Source organism: Pseudomonas oplopanacis, assembly GCF_057128725.1.
Genome location: NZ_JBSKHV010000018.1, coordinates 46639 through 68115 on the forward strand (window position 1 = coordinate 46639; position 21477 = coordinate 68115).

The following is a 21477-nucleotide window of genomic DNA, read 5'->3' on the forward strand; positions in this document are numbered from 1 at the left end:
AGGGCGAGACATTCAACGCTGATGCCGCCTGTGAGATCGCTATCGTGAGCAGGCTCACTCCTACAGGTCAGTGTTTTTTCACGAGGTGGGTATGAACAGATTCCAGGAAAAAGTGGTGCTGATTACCGGGGCTGCGCAAGGCATCGGACGGCGGGTGGCTGAGCGTATGGCCGCTGAGGGCGCGCGGTTGATTCTGGTGGACCGTTCCGAGCATGTGTTCGAGGTGCAGGAGCAGTTGGGCCAAAGTAGTCAAGTACTGGCCCTGACCGCCGACCTTGAGCAATACAGCGAATGCAGTCGCGTGATGCGTACCGCCATTGAACGCTTCGGGCGTCTCGACGTGTTGGTCAACAACGTCGGCGGCACGATCTGGACCAAGCCGTTCGAGCACTATGCCGAGGAGCAGATCGAAGCTGAAGTCCGCCGCTCGCTGTTCCCGACGTTGTGGTGCTGTCATGCGGCGCTGCCGTTTATGCTGGAGCAGGGCAGTGGCGCCATCGTCAATGTCTCGTCCATCGCCACACGCAGTATCAATCGGGTGCCGTATGGCGCGGCGAAGGGCGGGGTGAACGCACTGACCGCCTGCCTGGCCTTCGAAACTGCCGGCCGCGGGGTGCGGGTCAATGCCACCGCGCCCGGTGGCACCGAAGCACCGCCCCGGGTCATTGCGCGCAACAGTGCCGAGCAAAGTCCTGAGGAAAAAGTCTGGTATCAGCAGATCGTCGACCAGACACTCGACAGCAGTTTGATGAAGCGCTACGGCACGCTGGATGAGCAGGCAGGCGCTATTCTATTTCTGGCCAGCGACGAAGCGTCTTACATCACCGGCATGATCATGCCGGTGGGCGGCGGCGACCAGGGCTGACGCTTACAGGCGCCGCCGAAACGCCTTGACGATCTGGCGCGTGGCGTCGCTGGTACTCAGGTTGTCGACCGTCTCCAGTGGATGCCAGATGCAGTCGATGATTTCGTTTTGTGGCCGGGCCTGCTCAAGGTTCGGCACCGACGCTTCGTACACATGGTGGCGGGTGCCGCCCGATTCCAGCTCCATGAGGTACAGCAGGCTGTCGGCGCCCAGACCGGTTTCTTCTTGAAGCTCACGCAACGCAGCGCCCGCCGTGGTTTCACCGGGCTCGACTTTTCCGCCGGGCAAGCTCCAGCGACACCTGGGCTTGCGCACCAGGAGAACATGTCGGTCCAGTTCACAAATGACCGTTGCACGTACTTTCATTGGTTACCTGACAATCGCTTGTTACAAAAACGAAATAAAAATGCAACATTCGGGCCGTGACCTCTATTTCAGGGGTTAGAGCGATGCGCTCAGCGAAAAGTGCAATTGAACGCTGGATTACTGACGCGACGTCTGGTCGGCACCTGGGCAAAGGTCGGGTGTAAGGTATTGAAGTCAATCGTCGGTCCCACTACCGAGCAGGAGGTGACCATGAGTGTTCCGATGCTGAATAAAATGCACATGAACGGTTATGACGTACTGAGCGTAAACAACGGCCCCTGGCGGGTTTGCACCCAAGGTGACCGGTTGGGGTCTTTCAGCAGCAGAGAGGAAGCACTGGCCTATGCCGCATCGCTTCCTGCCTATAGAGCGAGGACGGTTCGCCCGTCCGCGCAGAAGTCAGAATGACAGTACGCTTGAAGCCCCGGTATGCCGGGGTTTTTTTGTTGCAGAAGCGGGGGGCGGAGGATTTTAAACGTGACATTGGAGTGATAGGGTGGCCGTTTTTAATTCAAGGAAGAACCCATGTTGAAAGGGCGCTGGATGTCACTGGCCGTGGTGTCTGCAATAAGCTGGGCTTGCGCAAGCCCGGCTCAAGCTCAGGTGTTGGGCGAAATTCAAACCAACCCGCAGGTCTGCGAAGCGTTCCGTGTACTGGCCGGGTCGATCATGCAGTCTCGTCAAAATGGTGAATCGAAAGCCAGTTTGCTAGCCATAAAGTCGGGCAATCCCGACCACGACAAGTTGGGGGCAATGCTGATCAACGAAGCGTACAACCAGCCCGTACGCGATTCCCAGGAGCAGAAAAGCCAGGCGATCAATACGTTCGCCGATAAATGGCGGGATACCTGCAATACGCCTGTTTCCGGCTAGCCCGCTCAGTAGCCTCCACCACCGCTTGTACGTGAGGGTTCCCGGGCTTTCTCTTGTACATGGCTCCATTCGGCGCAGGTCATGAAGCTTTTATGGTCGACCTTGCCGTTGCCATCGAAGCTGATGTTGTACGACTGATGCTGGTCCGCCTGCGTCAATTTGTAGTCAAAACAACTGCCAGGCTGCACCGTACGGTCGGTGATCGACACCGGTTGACCGCCGATCTGCTGCACTTGATCCTTGTTCATCCCGGTCTGGACTTTGGCGACCAGGGGCTGGGTACCGTAAATGTGTTCCTCGGTGCTGCAGCCACCCACCGCCAGCACGATAGCCAGCGTGAACAGCGACTTGTTCATGACAGTGCTCCCGTTAGTGAGCTTTCGTCCGAGTGATCACCTTGGCTTTCACTTCCTCTGAATAACCCGCCAGTCTCGCTTCATCGCCTTGGAACAACTCGCACAACCTGCGCACGGCCTGTGCATCCGCCTCATTACCCGCCTGACGTAGCTGTTGCTCAATGCGCAGCAACTCGACCGCCGACCATCTCAAATCTGACGCAACGCTTTGCAGGTCACGGCGAAGTTCGTTTTCATCTTCGTTAAGCCACATGTCGACCTCCGGCAATGTCTCGATTAGAAAGAGTAGTTCCATTTAGAACGGCGGAACGTTTGTTCGTCAGATCCCTGGGGGATAGAAGGTGCTTCCGTTGGTCGGGAAGTTGAGGGTGAGTGGCCTTCGTGGATGTCGTACGAAGGTCAATCAATTTCGTCAGGGCGAGGCCACCCCCATGAGCAATACCGATGACTTCAGATTTCATGCCCATGAGTTGATTGTTGACCTGGATGCCGCCACCACAGAGATGATGAAGCTGATTTCAGCGCATCAACTGAGCGGCCCGGAGTGGGAGCGGGTCACGCAATGGCAGCATGAAGCCTATGAACGGTGGATGGCTTATCTCAACGAAAGAACTTATCCAGAGCCTCCTGGAAACAATGCTCCACATTGAGTTGTATTCAATAGATGGATGTCCGGCCGGCGAAGCGTTACATTTCGCGTTTTTACGGGATAAGGATGCATCATGCGGATGTGGATTGGGGGAGTAACGCTGGCGATGCTGGCGGGATGTTCGTTGCCGGCGTCTGTGGTGCCGGGTGAACCCAACGTCAGTAAATACAGCAACAAGCCACCCAAAGAGCTGGCTGCGTGCATTTTGCCGGCATGGCAGAAAGAGATTCCGAAAACCACTCAGGTCGGCATTTCCAACGGCTACCGGCTGAATGCGCCGAGCATCATCACGGCGGATGAAATTCTCGATATCGTCAAATACAAGGACGGCAGCCGGGTTTCGTTGTATCAGGGGCCGCCGTGGGCCAAGTCCGGCGCCATGCGCAAAGCCGTGAAGGATTGTCTGTAAAGAAGCGGGCCGGCCATTTCAACTGGGTAATTCTTCCCAGCTGACGTCGTTCAGGCCGCCAGCTTGCGCGTGACTTCGAAGTGCCTCGTCGTTTTGTTGATCGTGATCGTGTCCATATGAAAGGCCCAACCCTGAATGCAGGCAGGCGTAATACCATGCGTCCGCGTGATTCATGTGCGTGTCTGGCTGTACAAAAACGTGTCGCTGGTCATTAAAACGATAGGTGATTTGAAAATAGCGAGTGCGAGTCATCCGATTCTCCAGGTGCTACCGCTACGACATTAATGGCGTAGTGCCAGTTCCTTTGGATTTCGGACTTCTGTATGCATGAGCAAAAGGCAGATCTTTACCCCGGTCATCGGCATGCGGGTTACCGATGTTTGTCTTGCCCGGCGTTGCGCCGCTCACTGCCTGAAGGATTGCCCAGATTGATCAGACGTCTTTCTACCAGGATGTTTTCGAGCGCCTGGCGCGCGACGGGGTCCAGTTGGTGTTCTCGCTCCTTGAGCTCCAGCAGGATCGGGCTCGACCAGGCGCGATAGGTTTTTTCGACAGTGCGAACGGACGGCATTTATCTCTCCTTGATCAGGCGCCCCCCACCCAAGAGCGAGGGCATTTGATTGCGTAGAGACCCTAGTTGAGGAATTCGGTTTTCGCCAACGGATTGCACTGCAATGGTGCGCCAGTTTCAGCGCATCATATTTTTTGCTCGGCGTGTTGCCGCGTCGACAGGTCAGTCAGCAGCTTTTTCGAAGTGTTTTTATGGTTTGGCAACTGGTCGCTGATGTCCCAGATTTCCAGCATTTTTGCGTATTCAAAGGCGTGGCGAGGATCCATTTGAATCCACTCCTTGAAGGCCAGCTTTTCCGCCTGAGTGCAGGTGTTTTCCTGTAGACGCATACACCAATGAGCGGCTTGGCTGAGGATTGCTTCGTCCATGTCGCAAGAACTGGGTTGATTCATTGACTGCTACCTGTTTGGCCGGATAACGCACCTTACGAGGCCGTTTGGGAAAAAAACGTCAAAAAGAAGTTGTGTTGGTTTCAATCCTTCGCAGTGTTCAACCACACCGATACACACAAACCACTGTTGTTTTTTTCATCGGTAAAGCCGAGCCGAATCTTCGCGCCCGTACGGTCCGCTATCGCCTTGACGATCGATAACCCCAATCCTGAGCCGGCCACTTCGGTTCCCAGGCTGCGGTAAAAAGGATCGAACACGCGCGGTTGTTCCTCCAGAGTAATACCCGGCCCCGAATCCTTGATCTGCAACATCACCCCCTCCTGCGTCTGCTTAACGCAAAGGTCGATGCGCCCGCCGTCGGGTGTATATCGGATGGCGTTATCCAGCAGATTCTTCACCAGCACGACCAGATCCATTTCGTTGATGAAGACGTGCACGTCCTCGGTGCTCTCGACGCCGATATCGAGGTGCTTGCGCTCGGCCAGCGGCAACAGATCCTCCAGCACCCGCCGAAAGACTTCATGGACTGAAACGGCTGCCTGCGGTCGATTCGAGCCCGATTGCGCGGTGGCCAGGGCCAGCAGTTGATCGATCAGTTTTCGGCTGCGCTCGATACCCAGCGTCAAGGGCTGCAAACGCTCACGGGCAGGCGCCGGCATGTCTGTGGCGGCCAGGCGCTCGGCTTGCAAGGACAGGGCGGTCATGGGCGAGCGCAGTTCGTGGGCAGCGTCGGCGACGAAGCGGCGCTGGGCGTCCATGGACTGCGCGACGCGCTCAAGCAAGCGATTGATCGCCATCACGAACGGACGCACTTCGGTCGGCACGTGGTGCTCGTCGATGGGGTGCAGTGCCTGTTCGTCGCGCCGGTCGATGTCAGCCGAAAGGGTCGCAATCGGGCGGAACAGTTTGCGCACCAGATCGCTGACCACCAGCAACAGCACCGGAAACAGAATCAGAAATGGCAGCAGGCTGCGCCAGGCACTCTCGCGAGCCTCCTTGTCGCGAATCCCGGTTTCCTGGGCGACGACAATCCGTTCGCCACGGCTGCTGGTCCTGACCAGCACGCGAAAATCTTCGCCGGCGACGTTTAACGTCGACAAGCCATCGGCCAATGTCGGGGGGAAGGGCAGCGGCAACAGCGCGTCGTCGTTGCCGAGTGCGGTGCTGCCATCGGCCAGGTATTGCACGATCACTCTGGATTCTTCGTTGTCGTCGGCGACTTCATTGCCCACGGGATAGCGCAGGCTCATGTGCTGGCGATCAAACAACACCGCCACCTGGCGCAAGGTGTCGTCCTGCATTTCGTGGGCTTCGTCGAACGCTGAGACGAAGGCAAAAATCCCCGCCACCACGGCAACGATCAGGATGGCCAGCGACAGCGTGACGGACAGCCGCAGTTGTACCGAGTCACTCAAGCGCTTTTTGAAACCATCCATCCCATTCCCCTGACGTTCTTGATGACATGGCTGCCGAGCTTGCGCCGCAACCCGTGAATCAGAAATTCCACCGCATTGCTTTCCACTTCATTGCCCCAGCCGTAGAGGCGGTCTTCGAGTTCGCTGCGCGAAAGAATCGCGCCGGGCCGAATCAACAGCGCCTGCAGCAGGGCGAACTCGCGGCTGGAGAGCTGTACATCGCGGCTGTCCGCCGTGCTGGCCAGTTTCGAAACAAGGTCCAGCGCCACCACGCCGTTGTCCAGCACGGACAGGGCGCTGCCCCCTTTGCGGCGTAACACCGCGCGTATCCGGGCCAGTAATTCGGCCAGTTCGAAGGGTTTGACCAGGTAATCGTCAGCACCGCCGTCGAGGCCACGCAGGCGGTCATCGAGGTTGTCGCGTGCGGTGATGATCAGCAAGGGCACCGGGTTGTTGCGTGCGCGGATGTTGTCGAGGACATCGAGCCCATCCTTGCCCGGCAAACCGAGGTCGAGCAGTACGAGGTCATAGTGTTGAGTGTCCAGCGCCGAGAGGGCGGTGAGGCCGTTCTTCACCCAGTCGACGGCGTAGCTCGCATCGTTCAGGGCGCCCTCAATGGCATCACCAATCATCGGGTCGTCTTCGACCAGCAATATCCGCATGTCCCGCTCCGCAAAAAAAGGCGCGGCGGTCATGACCGTCGCGCCTGTATTGAAGCACCTGTGCCGGGGTTTGTCCGCCGTCGGCTCAGGACTTGCCTTTCATCGAGTCGAAGGCTTTGAGCAAGTCATCCATCGCGGCTTTGCATTCAGCCTGTTTCGGACTGCCGGCACGCAAGGCATCGAGCGCACGGTCGATGGCTTTATCCACGACATGCCAGTCGCTGGCGGCCCGTGGCTTGATGCCGGCTTCGGCGGAGTCCCACGAGGTTTCCAGGTCCTTGATCCGGGTTTTGGCGCTGGGCAGGTCATTCTTGTCGACAAGGGCGGCTACGTCGGCGGCGATGTTGCGGAACTCGGACAGGTCACCCAGTTTGGTGCCCGACTGACTTGGGACGCTCACCGAACTGGAGGTGGCGCCTGTCGCGGGTTTGTCGGCAGGCTTGGAGCAGCCGCCGACCATGCCCAGCAGGCAAATGGACGAGACTATGGCCGCGTGACGAATAAGGCTGTGAAAGTGGCGCATGTAAATTCCTTGATGGGCGTTTTAACGGTTACTGAGTCACGGATTTACGGGTGCCGACGCTGATTTGCGCGACGACTACCAACAGGAGAATGACGCTGAGGAAAATCGCACTGGTCCACGCGGCGCCCATGCCGAGGCCGCCGTAGGTTTTGGCTTGAGTCAACAAATCGCCCAGTGATGCACCGAAAGGCCGGGTCAGGATGTAGGCGATCCAGAAGGTCAACACCACGTTGCCGCCCATACGCCAGGCCGCCAGTGTGGCGATGATCAAGGCACCAAAGATTACAATGCCGAGGGTGAAGCCCAGACCCAACGCTTCGGTGGCGAGGTCGCCGGCCGCCGTTCCCAGGGCAAACGTGCAGAGCACCGTCGCCCAATAGAACAACTCCCGCCGTGGCGTGACGATTTCACGAATCGACAGGCTGTGCTCCATCCGGTACCAGACCAGGAAATTGACCGCGAGCAGTACGGAAAAAACCGCCGTGCTGGTGTAGAGGCTGACGTCGAGGATGTCGGTCAGGATGTCGGTGATCTGCGTGCCGACGATGCTCACCAGTACGACGGTGAGCCAGTAGATCCAGGGTGTGTAGGTTTTAGTGCGCATCTGGCAGAACAGCGCAATCGCCAACAACGTCGCCATGCCGACACTGGTCCAGCCGGCGCCGAAACCGGCGTCCACGGCCAGGAAGTCCGCGCCGGTTTCACCGACGGTGGTGGACAGAATCTTGATCACCCAGAACGACAGCGTCACCTCGGGCACTTTGTTGAGCCAACCGGCTATGGGGGAATTCATGTGTGGGGTCTCTCCTGAACGGGGCTGAAAGTTCGCAGGGGAGAAGGTACGGGAGGAAACTTAGCGGGGACTGAGCGGGGAGAATTAACCGGGCCGCAACTCCTGCACCAGTTCAATCAGCGCGCGCAATCGCGCTGGCACGAAGCGATGGCCCGAGTAATAAAGCCTCAACCCGCCAAACGACGGACACCACGGGATCAGCACCGGCACCAGGGCGCCGCTGGCCAGTTCTTCCTGGATGAACCACTCGGAAATGAAACCGATGCCAAGGCCCGACAACACGGCCTGTTTGATGGCCAGCAACTCGTTGGAGGCGAAGCGCACCGGCAGGTCCATCTGTAGTTTCTGGCCGTCGCGCTCCAGTTCCCAATGATAGAGGCCACCATGGGCCATGCGCATGCCGATGCTCTGGTGGGTGAGCAGGTCTCGCGGGTGCTCGGGCACGCCGTGGCGCTCGAGGTACTCGGGCGTTGCCACCACGAGCATCCGGATATCACCTGACAGTGCCACGGCAATCATGTCTTGCGGCACGGACTCTGCCAGGCGAATCCCGGCGTCAAAGCCCCCCGCGACGATGTCGACCATGCTGGATTCGCTGAGGATGTCGATGCGCACTTCGGGATAGCGCTCAGCGTACTGCTTGAGCAGCGGATCCAGCAGCAGGTAAGCCGCGCCGTGTGGGGCATTGATGCGCAGTGTGCCGCTGGGTTCATCGGGGCCGACGCTGACCTCTTCATCGGCACTTTTGATTTGTGCCAACGCCGGGGCGATGCGTTCCACATAGCGTTGCCCGATGTCGGTAAGGGCAACGCTGCGCGTGGAGCGATTGAACAGGCGAACTTTCAGACGCGCTTCCAGGCCTGCCACCGCGCTGCTCACGGCGGTGGTGGACATGCCCAACTCCCGTGCAGCGCCTCGAAAACTGCAGCGGCGCGCAACGGCCAGAACCACTTCCAGTTCGGTCATTCCTGTTCTGTGCATGGATTGTCCTGAAAATGCGGATGCTTCATAAGCCAAAGCATAGCTTATCGGAACAATGAACCCCTCTTAGACTTCGCTTCACAGAGGCTCGATTCAGGCGAGTCATTTTGAGCGAGGAGACGCCATGCACCGCATTGAACACATCTATATCAACGGCGAGTTCGTCGTTCCGCATGGTCAGGAATGGTTCGACCTCCATAACCCGAGCACCGAGGAAGTCATCGGTCAGGTTCGGCTGGGCGATGCGCTGGACGCACAACGTGCCATCGCCGCCGCCAAGGCTGCGTTCCCGGCCTGGTCTCGTACCAGCCGGGAGGAACGTATTGCAGCACTGCAACGCATGCACCGGGCCGTGGCGGCCCGGGAGGACGAGTTGCTGGAAGCGATCCTCGTGGAATACGGCGCCCCTGCGGTCCGTGGGCGCTGGATGGCGACTTATCCGGCTGACGTAATTGCGCAAGCAATCGATGCACTGGAGGCGTTCGATTTCGAGGAGCAGGTCGGCGTGGCCAAGGTGATTCTGACGCCCGTGGGCGTTACCGGTCTGATCACACCCTGGAACAGCAATGCGGGCTTCATCTGCAACAAACTGGCCACCGCGCTGGCGGCAGGCTGCACCGCCGTCATCAAGCCCAGCGAGATGAGCGCGTTGCAGACGCAGGTCGTGGTCAGTGCGTTGCACGAAGCGGGGCTGCCACCGGGTGTATTCAATATCGTCAACGGACGGGGCGATGTGGTGGGCGAGGAAATCGTCCGTCATCCCGACGTTGCCAAGATCTCGTTCACGGGTTCATCCGCTGTCGGCCAACATCTGGTAAGAACCGGTGCCGACACCATGAAGCGCGTAACGCTCGAACTCGGCGGCAAGTCGCCCACCGTGGTGCTTGACGATGCGGATTTCCAGGCGGTCATGCCGTTGGTGCTGCAAGCCGGATTTCTCAACAGCGGCCAGGCTTGCATCGCGGGCACTCGCATCCTTGTGCCGCGCAGTCGGTTGGCAGAGTTCGAGCAGATTGCGAAGGAGGGCGTCTCACAGATTCAATCGGGCGATCCACGCAACGCCAACACCGACATCGGCCCGATGGTGAGCCAGAAACAATGGGAACGGGTGCAGCGCTATATCCGTATCGGCCAGGAAGAAGGCGCGAGGTTGCTGGCGGGTGGCGAAGGTCGGCCGGAAGGCTTGCACGCCGGATGGTTCGTGAGGCCCACGCTCTTCACGGATGCCAACAACCGGATGCGCATCGCGCGTGAGGAAATCTTCGGCCCCGTGCTGACGATTATCCCCTACGAGGATGATGCCGATGCGATCAGCATTGCCAACGATACGGACTATGGGCTAAGCGCCCTGGTGCTGGGAAAGAGTGCCGAACGCTGTATGAACATCGCTCGTCAGATCGATTCGGGACGCGTGCTCATCAACACCCTGGCCCACGAACCGCGTGCGCCCTTTGGTGGGTTCAAGCATTCAGGCCTTGGGCGCGAAATGGGCAAGTGGGGAATGAGCGCGTTTCTGGAGCCGAAGACGTTGGTCATAGGTGGCCCGTTGAAATGACTGGTTGATGCCAAACGGCGAAGAATCCGCCAAACCCCAGAAACGACAAAGCCCTGACTAATCAGGGCTTTGTCGTACATAAGATGGCGGAGACGATGGGGTTTCTAACTCTTGGACCTGTTGGGCTTAATTATATGAGGGACTGCCATTTATTCCCTCGCGTTGTTTAGAGACTCCACTGATTCTGACGATTGAAACGCTGTATTAACCTAGCTGGTTTGTCGGACTTACTATTGATTGTCCAATGGTTAAGTAATCAATTTTTGTATTTTATGAGATCTAGTGCGGCAAAAAAAGCTAGCAGATATCGCATATTGACAGGTAATCAAGCCCAAATTACCATCCGGCGCCATTGGTCTTTAAGGTGTTCGATTACCGGTGCTCAGAGTTTGCATCGACAGTATGGAAGCATATATTTATGTGTGTTTTGTGTTTGCAGTATTACTGAATTCGAACATATCAGGCTGAAACTAAATGTGCGTTAAAGGCGAGCCAAAGTGAAAAAGTCATTCATCCTGCTAGCCCTGTTTGCACCCGTTATGGCGAGCGCTGGCGAACCTGATCACCTTGTCATTTGCAATGGGCTAAAGCCAGATATCACCCGAAGTTACGGCGTGCACAACTTGGAGCTGGTGAGTAACGGTAGTTCATATGTGTCGGGTGAAGGGGCTGTACTCTGTGTCTATGACGGCGTTATTCAGAAGTTTTTCGGTGATAACCCTGTAAGGGTTATGGCAACACTGAATGTCGCCAGCAATAAATACAACGTGCGGTTTTAATAATAGGGCCATGGCCTGCCTCTCGGTCTCGGATTGCAAGTTCAATCATTTTTCTGCGCGCCCAGGGTCAACTAACAGTAGCGGTAGCAATTCAAGGAGAAGGAGATGGCGAAGTACCTCATTGCTCATGTGCGTCAGGGTGGGCAAAACATGATCATTTTCCCGCTGGACGCTTCATTCGGCGGTCGGTCAAACCATGCGCAAGAAGCACTTATGAGGACGTTTCATTTAGCGGCTGCCGGCGCAGGTCTCGCGGGGCATGTCGTCGTTATCTGGCGCTCGGAGGATCGCACTTACTTCAGAGCACCCTATGCGTGGCACTCTTTTTTCACATCACCAGACGCTTATACATTTGTGATGGGCAACCTCAACAAAGAGCTAACAATCTAGCTCTTTTCCTTCCCATGGTTGGCAAAAATCCCGGCGTTATTTCCGCACGTTCTGGTACAGCATCAACCGTGAGGTTTCATGCATGGCGCGGGTCAACTCTGACAGTCGCTTGAACTCTTCGGGGTGTTGCTCGGCGACGTTGTCCAGCGGTGTCGGTGAGGCGAGGTCATGGAGACTTGGCGAGCTGCCGTCGTGTTCCATCTGTAACAAGTAATGCTGAGTCACGCCGGCAATCAGCGGGAACGTGCCTTCACGCAACACCAATGGCACCACGCGTTCGCCTTCGGGCGCGGGCTGCTGGATATCACGGCCCATGCCGCTGTTACGAAACTCAAGGCCGGCCATGCCCACCACGGTCGGCAGCAAGTCCACCAGACCGACGGCTTCCTCGACCTTGCGCGTGCCGATCAGGGCTGGCGCGTGGATGATCATCGGTACCGCGTTGCTTTCCAGACCCAGTTGCTCATAGGCCGGTGCCAGGAAAGGGATCTGGGCGATACGGGTGTTGTGGTCGCCAAACAGCACGAAAATAGTGTTTTCGTACCAGCCGCCGGCCTTGGCAATTTCCATCAAGCGGCCGATGTTGTAGTCCAGCAAACGCACGGCGTTGTATTGTTCGACACTGCGCGAACCTGCGGCCTGGACTTGCTCCAGGGTAGGGTGCTTGACCTCGAAACCGTCGTTGCTCTTTGGAATTGTGAAGGGGCGATGGTTGCCGGCCGTTTGTATATAGGCGAAGAACGGTTTGTCCTTGGGCAGCGTTTGCAGGATTTGGTCGGTCTCTTTGAACAGGTCCAGATCCGAAATGCCCCAGACATCCACCACCGGGGATTTCCAGTCGCGCTCGTCGAACAGGCGAACGCCGTCGATACTTTGCTTGATCAAGGCGTTCATATTGGCCCAACCAGAGTTGCCACCAATGGTGTAGAACTTCTCGTAGCCGGTGAAGGCATTGACCAGCGTGTTTTGGTTGGTGATCAGTGGATTACGCGTCGCGGTATCCTGGCGAGTAACGTCAGGTACCCCGCTGATGCTGGCCCAGACGGTTTTTGCGGTCCCCGTCACCGGCACATAGAAGTGCTTGAAGAACCAGCTCTGCGTGGCCAGGCGATCGATATTGGGTGTTGGATTAATCGGGTTGCCATAGGCCCCGACGGCGCTGGTGCCCAGCGACTCAAGCATCACGAACACCACGTTCGGTGGCCGCGAGCCCGGCACTTTGTAGGGTTGTGGCGATTGGTGGCGGACGAAATCAAGGGCCTGCGGGTCGGGTTGGTCGACGCCCAGATAGTTGGCCATGACCGCGTAAAGTTCGCGCACTTTCGCTTCGTCATAACGCGACTGGCCGACCTTGAGTGTGTCGTAGAGGAAAATCACCGGGTTCAGGCCCAAGGCAGCGATCTGGTTATTGCCCGAGAAGAACGCATCACTCCAGCGCAACGGCACCGGGTTTTCAAGGTTCAAGTGTTCGACACGACCCAAAATACCCAGCAGCACCAGCACGACCATCAACGCGCTGCCCCATGTTGCGGAGAGCCGATGAATGACGTTGCGGGGGCGGTCCAGCGTGACGCGCTCCAGGCGCACCAACGCCAATGTCACGAACGCGACGGTTGCCAGCCAACCCAATGAAATCCAGATAACCGGGTAGGTTTGCCAGACCATATCCCGGGATATTTGCGCATCCTCGATGAAGCGCAACACCGTGGCGTTGATCCTCACGCCAAGGTACGCGTAATGGCCAAAATCGATGATGTAGATCAGCAGAATGGCGCTGAGGATAAGGACCAGATACACGCGGGCGATGCGGCGAACGAGACGGCTACTGATCAGGTTCCAGCGAGGAATCCAGGCCAATAACGCCAACGGCAGCATGACCAGAATGGCCAGGCGCAAGTCGAAACGAAAGCCGATGCCCAGGGTTTCCAGGACGGCATTGTCGTCGCTCAGGGCTTTGGCGTCGAAACCGGAAAAGCCGAAAAAGAACACCACCCGCAGCAGTGCAAACAGCACAAACGCGATCGCTGTTGCGCCCAGCCAGTAATGCAAACGTCTCGATTTCAGCCAGCCCATCGATGTTTCCCTATTAAAAATTTCGTTGAATTTCAAACGGATCTGTTTCGTATTGGGCCGCGCAGCGTGATGAACCGGCGATACGTCCAGCGCGTCCCCAGCACCAGCAGCGTCAGGCAGCAATACAGTCCCAACAGCGGATCAATCAGGTAGTCCCAATAGTTATGGGAAGGTTTGATCCCGGCGATAAAGGCCAGGGTCGCGCTGGTCAAGAGCACGACGGCCAGGTAATTGCGCAGGTAAAACAGGCCTAGCGTCAGCAGTGCAACGACAAACAACAGGGGGCGTGGGCTGAAACCCCGACGGTAAGGATCCAGATCACTCAAGCCCAAAGTGGCCGGGTATAACACCAGGGCCATTACGGCGAAGAGGATCAGTACGCCGGTTTGATCACGCTGCGCGGGCGGCAACACACCCAGTCGACGCAGACAGCCCCAGCCCATGAACACCAATGAGGTGATCGCGAGGTCATCCATGTGGCTGCGCAGGTAAGCGGCCAGCGAAATCCCGTCCAGTGGTATGAAGCTGCCGGCCAGCAATGCAAACAACAGCGCGATGCGCCAGACCCTGTTCAGGCCAAAAGACGGCATTACCAGGAAGATGATCATCGCGAAGCTGAGATGGGCTTGCCACAGGCTAATCATTTGAGACGCTCGGACAGCCAGGCATCGTTGAAAGACACGTGTTTGATGAAGGTGTTGTTCCAGGTATAAACCAAGTGATACGTCCCGTCGGGGCTGCGGATGAAGTACGGGTATTCGTATTCAAACTCACACCCTTCGCTTTTACAGACGCGTTTGTCGAGGTTGTCGAGGAATTGCGCCTCCAGCGGTTGGCGGAGCTTGCCACTGGAATCTCGAAACTCTTTCCCGATGATTGCCTTGTAGGCGAGGGGCGAATACGGATCGCCCTCGGGATCCGGCGATTTATCCAGATCGCGCACCAGGCGCCAGTCGTCCATTTTCGCATCGGTGAGATAAAGGCTCAGCTTGAAGCGCCCCTCTTGCAGGTCATTGAGCGCTACCAGCAATCCGTGCTCGGGCGTCGCAACGGCCGCCAACGAGGAATTGGGGTTCGATGGATCGAGCGGATAAGGTTCGCTCCAGGTTTGGCCGGCATCCTCGGTGCGGCTAGCCAGGACCCGGTGGTGCGTGTCGCCGGCATAGCGCAACAAGGCGATGCCACGCTGACCGTCCAGCGGAACGACCGCGGGTTGCAATGAGTTATTGCCGTGGCTGATGCGGTATTTATCGATCACTTCACCGTCTGCGCTCAAGTACAGGTACTCGGCAAACTTGCCCAGGAATTCGTGGTAGACCGGCAAGCCGATGGAGCCGTCGGCATGGAACACCGGTGCCGAGCGGACCAGGGTGCTGATGTTCAGAAAGGGGGAAGTGATCAATTGGCGCGGTGCCGACCAATTCATACCCAAGTCGTCTGAAACCATCACATTGACCGCGCTGCCGGCCCAGCCGCCCATGGACACGGAGACGAAGAACAGCCACAGGCGATTGTCCGGCGCCAGTGCAATGACCGGGTTGCCCAGTTTTCGAATGTATTTTCGAGTGCTTTGCTGGGTCGATTCCCGGGTCGCCATGACCTGTTCTTCACCCCACTCGCCAGTGCTCACGTTGAAACGAGCGGAGCGCACCTGCACATCGGCGGCGCCTTCGCGGGTGCCGGCGAACCAGACCGCCATCAAGCTACCGTCAGGCAGGGCTGTTACTGCCGAAGAATGCACGAAGTCCACCAGCCCGGAGGAGGCGAAACGGCTGGTATAAACGGGCTTGGCCACGTCGTCCGCCACAGGTAAAGCCGGACTTGTGCGGGCAAAGGGAGAATGCGTGGGGGTAGGGTGGGTGAGCCATGCGCCCGTAAAGAGAACAGTGAGGGCGAGGTAAACACCTAAGGCAGGAATGCTGGGGAGCTTTATGTGCATGATGAAGGCGTTGGCATCTCATGGCCCGAAAGGCGCACAAGCTAACACTCGGTAGTACAAGATCGGACTTTATGTATTTCTATTGTGTAAGCAGTTGTTTTAAGCGCGCGGCCCTGTCGGCGAACAAGGACAGTTTTATGAGTGGCTACATTCCCAATCAGGGGCTTAGACCTGATAGCTCCAATACCGATGTAGAGCGCCATTAACGCCAAGTACTGGGTCTAGATTGGGAAACGGCAAAGTCGCAATGCTCACCAGCTGCTGCGGACTCGGCGCTTCGCGACAAATGTTGCCGTTCTGCCCTGGAGGGTAAGCACCTACAACCATAAAGTCGTCACTGGAGCCTATATTGCAGTGGCCGGTGCCGGCGGGTAAGAGCAAGACGTCGCCAGCGCTAACTTCCAGCACCCGACTGTCCGGGCCGCCAAGCATCAAACGAGCAAAGCCGCTGGCAACGCCAAGCACCTCATGGCCTTCGGTATGGTAGTGGTGAAAGTCATAAACCCCATACCGCCATTGAGGCGGCCAACCATTGGCGCTGAAGGTTTGCTCGAATAAAACTGCAGGATCGCTGCCTTTAATTGCTATTGCTTTGATGTAAATGAGCACTGGCAGGCGAGCGTTGTTCGGCACCCAACCGTTGCGTTCGAGCAGGAGGGGTTGTATTGGAGAATGCACAGTTTCTGACTTGACCATTAGCGCGTCTCCGGAAGTAGCCAGGCCCAACGTCATGAAGAGCGCCGCTAGAACATAGCCGGGGGCAGTGAGCCAAACCAAGCGTGGCAAATTGCATGGAATGTAAGGTTAAACGCCCTGAGACAGCTAGGGCGTAAAGCCCTAGCAAATCGCAGATGTCACTTTTTCTTTTTCGCTGGCTTGTCTGACTTCTCTGATTTCTTGGCCGTTACTGGCTTGCTATCAGCTTTTTTTGCAGATTTCTTTGGCTCGGCGTCCTTTTTCTTGCCTTTCTTTTCGGAAGGTTTCGAAAGAGCCGAGGCCGTCGCTGATTTCTTCGCCGGTGATGACTTTTTGCCTTTCAATTCCTTGCTGGCGTTAGAAGCTTCACCTTTGCTTTTTTTCTCGTCTTTAGCCACGTTGATCACCTCTCGGGTATGCCGGTATTGGCACTGCCTGCGCGATTATTCACAAGCTGATCATTAGGCGAGCGCGCCCAAAAGCGGTTCAAATTATTTTGATGTTCGCGATGTCTTTAGCGGGAAGGCTCGAGTAAATAGCATGAAGCGGCGATGCATTTGCTACAGCTTCATTTTGGGGACGCAGAGAACGGCTTGATCATGCCCCCTGCGGATGCGACGCCAGAGAAGATTTTAGAGCAGGCTGAGCGGGTAGGGCTGACGCAGATCAAGGTCGTCGACCCATCCAGCTGATAGAACGTGCAACGAGCAGCACCTCGTTTGAAGCGCATGTCGACTAGTGGCAAATCCCACCATGAGGCTTTGACCAAAATCCCGACTGGTCAGCGCGATCATCCTGCCACCCGTTTGATCAGGTTATTCAATAAACCTGGTTGCGGTGCGTCAGCATCAGTTTCACTCTGGTTTTGTAAGCAATCTTGCCCTCGGTATCCGAAAAAACGTGGTCGATGTCTACGACTCGATATTCCTCTTCTTCGGAGGCCGTTTCTCCCCATGCAGCGTCAAGGCCTTGATGATTGAAACGGTCACCTATCGACACAGCCGGGAAGGGCGTGATTGCTTCAATGCTCCAAACGGGGGCATTCGTGAAAGACTCTTTGTAGACTTCGAAATAGTACTCAATCTGCTGAGCGCTCATAAAACCTCCTGACACTGGTTTTGCTCACGAAAAACAAGCTGTTCGTCAGTATCAGATGGTTGCCTGAATCGGATCGTTCAGTTCGAAGCCAAATATGCAGACTTTATTCCTGGATTTTTGTGTACACCAACGCGCTCGCTCGCGTAGCTACTTTTTCCAAGGAATGGGCTGAAGTATGGGCTGCGACGTTTTGTCAAAAGCCAGAAACGACAAAGCCCTGAAAAATCAGGGCTTTGTCGTATAAAGATGGCGGAGGCGATGGGATTCGAACTCATGGACCTGTTACAGTCGACGGTTTTCAAGACCGTTGCCTTAAACCACTCGGCCACACCTCCGTTTGCGTTGCGGGCGCCATAATACCTGAATGAAACACACTGTCAAACTCTCTGCATAGCTTGTTACAGAGCGTCTGTTATGATCTTTGCGACTGAACGTTTCAAACCAACAGGAGTGTCGCCATGCGCGAACAGGATTACGCAGTTAATAACAGCGTGCAGGCTGAGCAGCTAGAGGTTAGCCGCGTCCTGCGCAACACTTACGGCTTACTCGCTCTCACCCTCGCATTCAGCGGCGTGATGGCGTTTGTCGCTCAGCAGATGCGTGTCGGGTACCCGAACGTGTTCGTGGTGCTGATCGGCTTCTATGGCCTTTTCTTCCTCACCAACAAACTTCGTGATTCGGCCTGGGGCCTGGTGTCTGCTTTTGCCCTGACCGGTTTCATGGGTTTCCTGCTCGGCCCGATCCTCAACCGTTACCTGGGAATGCAGGGCGGTGCTGAAGTGGTCAGTTCGGCGTTCGCGATGACGGCGCTGGTGTTTGGTGGTCTGTCGGCCTACGTGCTGATTACCCGCAAGGACATGAGCTTCCTCGGCGGCTTCATCACTGCAGGCTTCTTCGTGCTGCTGGGTGCGACGCTGGCGAGCTTCTTCTTCCAGATCAGCGGCCTGCAACTGGCGATCAGCGCAGGTTTCGTGCTGTTTTCCTCGGTCTGCATTCTGTTCCAGACCAGCGCCATTATTCACGGCGGCGAGCGCAACTACATCATGGCGACCATCAGCCTGTATGTATCGATCTACAACCTGTTCATCAGCTTGTTGCAGCTGTTTGGCATAATGAGCCGCGATGATTGATCGAAGGCCTTGAGTAAAAAACCCGCTTAGGCGGGTTTTTTATTGCCTGAAATTCAGGGTTACTCAGAGATGACGATGTTGCCGTCGGCCTGCTGGCGGTAAAGGGTGTAGGGCAGCAGCAAGGTGTCGAGCGCGCCGGACATCATCACGTCAATCAGCACAATGGCTGGTGCATCGGTGTGGGTTTGTGCATCCAGTCCATTTTGCAGCGGTGCATTCAAACTGCAAATATCATAGGTCACCCCGCTGTAGATGCGCGGAATGGCGCCGCAATAGGATTTCTGATCCTTGAGACTTTTGGACGCTACTTCGTCACCGCGCACGGCCGTTTGTATCGTGCCGCAGCCCGCCAGCATCAGCGTCGCCAGTAGCATTGCCTGAGTTTTCATACCGCCAATCCTTCGCCGGAAAACCTAAATCTACGCCAGTCGGTTGCAAACATCACTCACGCCATGGGTGGCAAGCGGCGTTTGACCGGGGTCTTCTTGACGATTGCCGTGTTGGTTTCGGCGTGGGTATTGAGGCGGTCGAGCAGGGTGTCCAGTTGTTCCATGGAGCGCACGTGCAGACGCGCGATGAAGCAGTCGTCGCCCGTGACTTTGTCGCACTCGGTGAATTCGGGGATCGCCTGAATCTGCCGCTCCACTTCCTGCAACTGACCCGGCAACGGACGAATCCGCACGATGGCCTGGAGTTGATAGCCAAAGCACTTCGGGTCGATTTCCACCGTGTAGCCCTTGAGCACACCGCGTTCTTCAAGGCGACGCAGGCGCTCGGCAACACTGGGCGAGGACAGGCCGCTGAGGTGCGCCAGCGCCTTGAGCGAGCGTCGTGAGTCTTCCATCAACGCGCTGATCAGCACTTGGTCGATGTCGTCGGTCATGGCGAAACCCCTGTAAGGCAATAAATCGAAATTGCCTTGATAAAAAAGGCAGAAACCGAGTTTAGCCTGCTTTTTGCGCTGGAGAAGCCCCCGGGTGGATTGGCATACTTTGCGCTCAAACACAGGAGTCTGAAGATGGACACATCAATACGTCGCGGCTCATTCGAGATGAGCGCCGCCATGCTGATCTCCGGGACCATCGGCTGGTTTGTGCTGGTGTCCGGGCAACCGGTGCTGGACGTGGTGTTCTGGCGCTGCTTGTTCGGGGCTGGCACCTTGCTGCTGATTTGCGCGGCGTTCGGCTTCCTCCGTCCCGGCATTCTGACCCGTACCACCTTCCTGCTGGCGGTGCTCAGCGGCATGGCGATTGTCGGCAACTGGGTGCTGTTGTTTGCGTCCTATTCGCGCGCCTCGATTGCCATTGGCACGGCGGTCTATAACGTGCAGCCGTTCATGCTGGTGGGCCTGGCCGCGTTGTTCCTCAATGAAAAGATCACCCTGCAGAAACTGTTCTGGCTGGGCATTTCCTTTCTCGGGATGCTCGCCATTGTCAGTGCCCATGGCGGGCAGGGCGAGAGCGGCAATGATTACTTGATGGGGATCGGTCTGGCGCTGGGTGCGGCCTTTCTATACGCGATTGCCGCGCTGATCATCAAGCGCCTGACCGGTACACCACCGCATCTGATCGCCTTGATCCAGGTCTGCACGGGTGTGCTGTTGCTCGCGCCGTTCGCGCACTTTTCGGCGCTGCCGCAAGCGCCGAGTGCGTGGGCCAGCCTGGTGACGCTCGGCATTGTCCACACCGGCGTGATGTATGTGTTGTTGTACGGCGCAATTCAAAAACTGCCGACGGCGCTGACCGGGGCGTTGTCGTTCATCTACCCGATTGCGGCGATTTTTGTCGACTGGTTTGCCTTCGGCCATCGCCTGGAGCCGCTGCAATGGCTTGGCGTCGCGGCGATTCTGCTGGCTGCCGCCGGTATGCAACAGGGCTGGGGTTTCAAATCGCGCAAGCTGGCGGCTCAGTAACGTCAGATGTTCCAGCGCGGAGCCGTCTTGGCCAGTCGCTGGCGCATCTCACCGATGTTGGCGGCGAATTGACGGGTCAACAGCCGATAACCATCCAGCGGGCTGTAGACCGGCGTTTCAAGACTTGAGGCGGGCGGCAGGTCGACAGGTCGGCTCAGCCGTTGCGACGCACCGGTTTTCAGCGCCCGCGCCATCCCGATCAGTTGCACGCGGATCAGCCGATGCTCTGCGGTCATTGCGGACTGAAGTTGCGCCATGGCCTTCGGATCGCTGGCATCCGGGCGAGTGTTGGCGAGGATTTCCAGGGTGCTGACACACATGCGCAAATTGCGCTGAATGGCATCCAGTTCGGTCATGGAGATTTTCACTTCCTTGGACACCGACGGCATCAGTGAACGCAATTGCACCATCACGGTGTTCAGGCGCCCCATGAGCTTGAGGTGTTCGTCATCGCTGACCGGCTGGCCATTGATGATGCGCCCGTAGATCGTCGCGCAATCGCGCAGCGCATCGGCCAGGTTGTAGCGCCAGGAAAACACCGCGTACAGCGGCAGTGCGAAGGAAAACGCCAGCGCCAGGGCGATGCCGATCAGAATGTCGACCCCGCGCCACAAGCCGTCCGTGACCGGATTGTCACCGTGCCCCGCGACAATAAACACGGTGATTGCCGCGAGCAGTGCCGTGTAGCCACCCTTGCCAATGGCGTGATACGAGAAAAACCCGCACACCACCGACATGGCGAAATAGGTCAGCCAAGGCATCCCCAGCCAGGCCTGTTGCGCGACCAGCAGCAGACCGACGCCGGCCCCGATCAACGTGCCAATGGCCCGCTCGGCAGCCTTTTTGCCGATGTTGCCGTGGTGCTGCAAGCCACCAATCACCACCAGCATCGTCACCGAGGCCCATTCACCGTGCGGCAAATGGATGCCGGTAGTCAGCAGGATCGTCGCCAGCAACCCAAGCGAGACCCGCACCGCGTGGATCAGCTTGGCGTGGCGATAGCGCCGGTACGGGTCCAGCAACGGACGCAGTAGCCGGCGCAGCAAGGGT

General features: G+C 57.3%; 30 protein-coding genes and 1 tRNA gene. 10 read left to right on the forward strand and 21 right to left on the reverse strand.

Features of this window, described 5'->3' with window-relative positions; all coding sequences use genetic code 11:
* Nucleotides 1-91 precede the first annotated feature (91 nt).
* Nucleotides 92-865, forward strand: a complete 774-nt coding sequence (locus ACWKV5_RS26290) for a 1,6-dihydroxycyclohexa-2,4-diene-1-carboxylate dehydrogenase (RefSeq protein WP_483843618.1) — start codon at nucleotides 92-94, stop codon at nucleotides 863-865.
* A gap of 3 nt (nucleotides 866-868) precedes the next feature.
* Here ACWKV5_RS26290 and ACWKV5_RS26295 read toward each other — a convergent pair whose 3' ends face one another.
* Entirely contained in the window at nucleotides 869-1231 is a 363-nt protein-coding gene (locus tag ACWKV5_RS26295; RefSeq protein WP_483843619.1) for an NUDIX hydrolase, read from the reverse strand.
* Nucleotides 1232-1441: 210 nt separating this feature from the next.
* Between ACWKV5_RS26295 and ACWKV5_RS26300 the strand changes: the two genes are divergently transcribed.
* Together ACWKV5_RS26300 and ACWKV5_RS26305 are read left to right on the forward strand one after the other, a co-directional pair.
* Nucleotides 1442-1639: an SPOR domain-containing protein gene (locus ACWKV5_RS26300; protein ID WP_140670212.1), complete on the forward strand. Its 198-nt coding sequence runs from the start codon at nucleotides 1442-1444 to the stop codon at nucleotides 1637-1639.
* A gap of 117 nt (nucleotides 1640-1756) precedes the next feature.
* Nucleotides 1757-2104: a hypothetical protein gene (locus tag ACWKV5_RS26305; RefSeq protein ID WP_483843620.1), complete on the forward strand. Its 348-nt coding sequence runs from the start codon at nucleotides 1757-1759 to the stop codon at nucleotides 2102-2104.
* Between the two features lie 5 nt (nucleotides 2105-2109).
* On the opposite strand, the gene osmE is transcribed toward ACWKV5_RS26305, so the two are convergent.
* Entirely contained in the window at nucleotides 2110-2460 is a 351-nt protein-coding gene (gene osmE / locus ACWKV5_RS26310) for an osmotically-inducible lipoprotein OsmE (protein ID WP_483843621.1), read from the reverse strand.
* A gap of 13 nt (nucleotides 2461-2473) precedes the next feature.
* Nucleotides 2474-2713, reverse strand: coding sequence for a hypothetical protein (locus ACWKV5_RS26315; protein ID WP_483843622.1), 240 nt, complete (start codon nucleotides 2711-2713; stop codon nucleotides 2474-2476).
* Between the two features lie 178 nt (nucleotides 2714-2891).
* On the opposite strand from ACWKV5_RS26315, the gene ACWKV5_RS26320 reads away from it, so the two are divergent.
* Together ACWKV5_RS26320 and ACWKV5_RS26325 are read left to right on the forward strand one after the other, a co-directional pair.
* Nucleotides 2892-3110: a hypothetical protein gene (locus ACWKV5_RS26320; protein ID WP_483843623.1), complete on the forward strand. Its 219-nt coding sequence runs from the start codon at nucleotides 2892-2894 to the stop codon at nucleotides 3108-3110.
* A gap of 72 nt (nucleotides 3111-3182) precedes the next feature.
* Nucleotides 3183-3518, forward strand: a complete 336-nt coding sequence (locus ACWKV5_RS26325) for a hypothetical protein (RefSeq protein ID WP_123431916.1) — start codon at nucleotides 3183-3185, stop codon at nucleotides 3516-3518.
* 18 nt (nucleotides 3519-3536) lie between these two features.
* Here ACWKV5_RS26325 and ACWKV5_RS26330 read toward each other — a convergent pair whose 3' ends face one another.
* The 8 genes from ACWKV5_RS26330 to ACWKV5_RS26365 all read right to left on the reverse strand — a co-directional run bounded on the left by ACWKV5_RS26330 (nucleotide 3537) and on the right by ACWKV5_RS26365 (nucleotide 8855).
* The gene (locus tag ACWKV5_RS26330; protein ID WP_483843624.1) at nucleotides 3537-3770 is read right to left on the reverse strand and encodes a DUF6555 family protein; all 234 of its coding nucleotides are present in this window, start codon (nucleotides 3768-3770) and stop codon (nucleotides 3537-3539) included.
* 118 nt (nucleotides 3771-3888) lie between these two features.
* The gene (locus ACWKV5_RS26335) at nucleotides 3889-4089 is read right to left on the reverse strand and encodes a hypothetical protein (RefSeq protein ID WP_483843625.1); all 201 of its coding nucleotides are present in this window, start codon (nucleotides 4087-4089) and stop codon (nucleotides 3889-3891) included.
* Nucleotides 4090-4214: 125 nt separating this feature from the next.
* A complete protein-coding gene (locus ACWKV5_RS26340; RefSeq protein ID WP_483843626.1) occupies nucleotides 4215-4481 on the reverse strand; it encodes a FecR/PupR family sigma factor regulator in 267 nt (88 codons plus the stop codon).
* A gap of 80 nt (nucleotides 4482-4561) precedes the next feature.
* Nucleotides 4562-5917, reverse strand: coding sequence for an ATP-binding protein (locus ACWKV5_RS26345; RefSeq protein WP_483843627.1), 1356 nt, complete (start codon nucleotides 5915-5917; stop codon nucleotides 4562-4564).
* Complete coding sequence (locus ACWKV5_RS26350) at nucleotides 5893-6558, reverse strand: response regulator (protein ID WP_483843628.1); 666 nt, start codon at nucleotides 6556-6558, stop codon at nucleotides 5893-5895. Before ACWKV5_RS26350 ends, ACWKV5_RS26345 begins: the two co-directional genes overlap by 25 nt.
* Before the next feature lie 85 nt (nucleotides 6559-6643).
* Entirely contained in the window at nucleotides 6644-7081 is a 438-nt protein-coding gene (locus ACWKV5_RS26355; protein ID WP_483843629.1) for a hypothetical protein, read from the reverse strand.
* Nucleotides 7082-7109: 28 nt separating this feature from the next.
* Nucleotides 7110-7874 (reverse strand): COG4705 family protein, encoded by a 765-nt coding sequence (locus ACWKV5_RS26360; protein WP_483843630.1) that lies wholly within the window; start codon nucleotides 7872-7874, stop codon nucleotides 7110-7112.
* A gap of 84 nt (nucleotides 7875-7958) precedes the next feature.
* Complete coding sequence (locus ACWKV5_RS26365; protein WP_483843631.1) at nucleotides 7959-8855, reverse strand: LysR family transcriptional regulator; 897 nt, start codon at nucleotides 8853-8855, stop codon at nucleotides 7959-7961.
* 124 nt (nucleotides 8856-8979) lie between these two features.
* Between ACWKV5_RS26365 and ACWKV5_RS26370 the strand changes: the two genes are divergently transcribed.
* From ACWKV5_RS26370 to ACWKV5_RS26380, 3 genes are all read left to right on the forward strand, one after another.
* Nucleotides 8980-10410: an aldehyde dehydrogenase family protein gene (locus ACWKV5_RS26370; RefSeq protein ID WP_483843632.1), complete on the forward strand. Its 1431-nt coding sequence runs from the start codon at nucleotides 8980-8982 to the stop codon at nucleotides 10408-10410.
* Between the two features lie 497 nt (nucleotides 10411-10907).
* Nucleotides 10908-11189 carry a hypothetical protein gene (locus tag ACWKV5_RS26375; RefSeq protein WP_483843633.1) on the forward strand — a complete coding sequence of 94 codons (282 nt, stop codon included), beginning with the start codon at nucleotides 10908-10910 and terminating at the stop codon, nucleotides 11187-11189.
* 105 nt (nucleotides 11190-11294) lie between these two features.
* A complete protein-coding gene (locus ACWKV5_RS26380) occupies nucleotides 11295-11579 on the forward strand; it encodes a hypothetical protein (protein WP_483843634.1) in 285 nt (94 codons plus the stop codon).
* Nucleotides 11580-11615: 36 nt separating this feature from the next.
* Here the strand turns inward: ACWKV5_RS26380 and ACWKV5_RS26385 are convergent, their stop codons facing one another.
* The 7 genes from ACWKV5_RS26385 to ACWKV5_RS26415 form a co-directional block, all read right to left on the reverse strand.
* Entirely contained in the window at nucleotides 11616-13652 is a 2037-nt protein-coding gene (locus tag ACWKV5_RS26385) for an LTA synthase family protein (protein WP_483843635.1), read from the reverse strand.
* 32 nt (nucleotides 13653-13684) lie between these two features.
* Nucleotides 13685-14296, reverse strand: a complete 612-nt coding sequence (locus ACWKV5_RS26390) for a hypothetical protein (protein WP_483843636.1) — start codon at nucleotides 14294-14296, stop codon at nucleotides 13685-13687.
* The gene (locus tag ACWKV5_RS26395) at nucleotides 14293-15591 is read right to left on the reverse strand and encodes a sialidase family protein (RefSeq protein WP_483843637.1); all 1299 of its coding nucleotides are present in this window, start codon (nucleotides 15589-15591) and stop codon (nucleotides 14293-14295) included. The genes ACWKV5_RS26390 and ACWKV5_RS26395 overlap by 4 nt, the downstream gene beginning before the upstream one ends.
* A 165-nt stretch (nucleotides 15592-15756) precedes the next feature.
* Entirely contained in the window at nucleotides 15757-16287 is a 531-nt protein-coding gene (locus tag ACWKV5_RS26400) for a cupin (protein ID WP_483843638.1), read from the reverse strand.
* Nucleotides 16288-16445: 158 nt separating this feature from the next.
* Entirely contained in the window at nucleotides 16446-16694 is a 249-nt protein-coding gene (locus ACWKV5_RS26405) for a hypothetical protein (RefSeq protein WP_483843639.1), read from the reverse strand.
* Nucleotides 16695-17106: 412 nt separating this feature from the next.
* Nucleotides 17107-17385 (reverse strand): hypothetical protein, encoded by a 279-nt coding sequence (locus ACWKV5_RS26410; protein WP_483843640.1) that lies wholly within the window; start codon nucleotides 17383-17385, stop codon nucleotides 17107-17109.
* Nucleotides 17386-17632: 247 nt separating this feature from the next.
* Nucleotides 17633-17720: transfer RNA gene (locus tag ACWKV5_RS26415), tRNA-Ser, on the reverse strand.
* Between the two features lie 123 nt (nucleotides 17721-17843).
* Between ACWKV5_RS26415 and ACWKV5_RS26420 the strand changes: the two genes are divergently transcribed.
* Nucleotides 17844-18515 carry a Bax inhibitor-1/YccA family protein gene (locus tag ACWKV5_RS26420; protein WP_027923729.1) on the forward strand — a complete coding sequence of 224 codons (672 nt, stop codon included), beginning with the start codon at nucleotides 17844-17846 and terminating at the stop codon, nucleotides 18513-18515.
* Between the two features lie 59 nt (nucleotides 18516-18574).
* Here ACWKV5_RS26420 and ACWKV5_RS26425 read toward each other — a convergent pair whose 3' ends face one another.
* Both ACWKV5_RS26425 and ACWKV5_RS26430 read right to left on the reverse strand, forming a co-directional pair.
* Nucleotides 18575-18904, reverse strand: a complete 330-nt coding sequence (locus tag ACWKV5_RS26425; protein WP_483843641.1) for a YceK/YidQ family lipoprotein — start codon at nucleotides 18902-18904, stop codon at nucleotides 18575-18577.
* A 56-nt stretch (nucleotides 18905-18960) separates the two neighbouring features.
* Nucleotides 18961-19398 carry an Lrp/AsnC family transcriptional regulator gene (locus ACWKV5_RS26430; RefSeq protein WP_059182827.1) on the reverse strand — a complete coding sequence of 146 codons (438 nt, stop codon included), beginning with the start codon at nucleotides 19396-19398 and terminating at the stop codon, nucleotides 18961-18963.
* A 135-nt stretch (nucleotides 19399-19533) separates the two neighbouring features.
* Between ACWKV5_RS26430 and ACWKV5_RS26435 the strand changes: the two genes are divergently transcribed.
* Nucleotides 19534-20427, forward strand: a complete 894-nt coding sequence (locus ACWKV5_RS26435) for a DMT family transporter (RefSeq protein WP_483843642.1) — start codon at nucleotides 19534-19536, stop codon at nucleotides 20425-20427.
* Between the two features lie 2 nt (nucleotides 20428-20429).
* Here the strand turns inward: ACWKV5_RS26435 and ACWKV5_RS26440 are convergent, their stop codons facing one another.
* Nucleotides 20430-21449, reverse strand: a complete 1020-nt coding sequence (locus tag ACWKV5_RS26440) for an FUSC family protein (protein WP_483843665.1) — start codon at nucleotides 21447-21449, stop codon at nucleotides 20430-20432.
* Nucleotides 21450-21477: the final 28 nt, after the last annotated feature.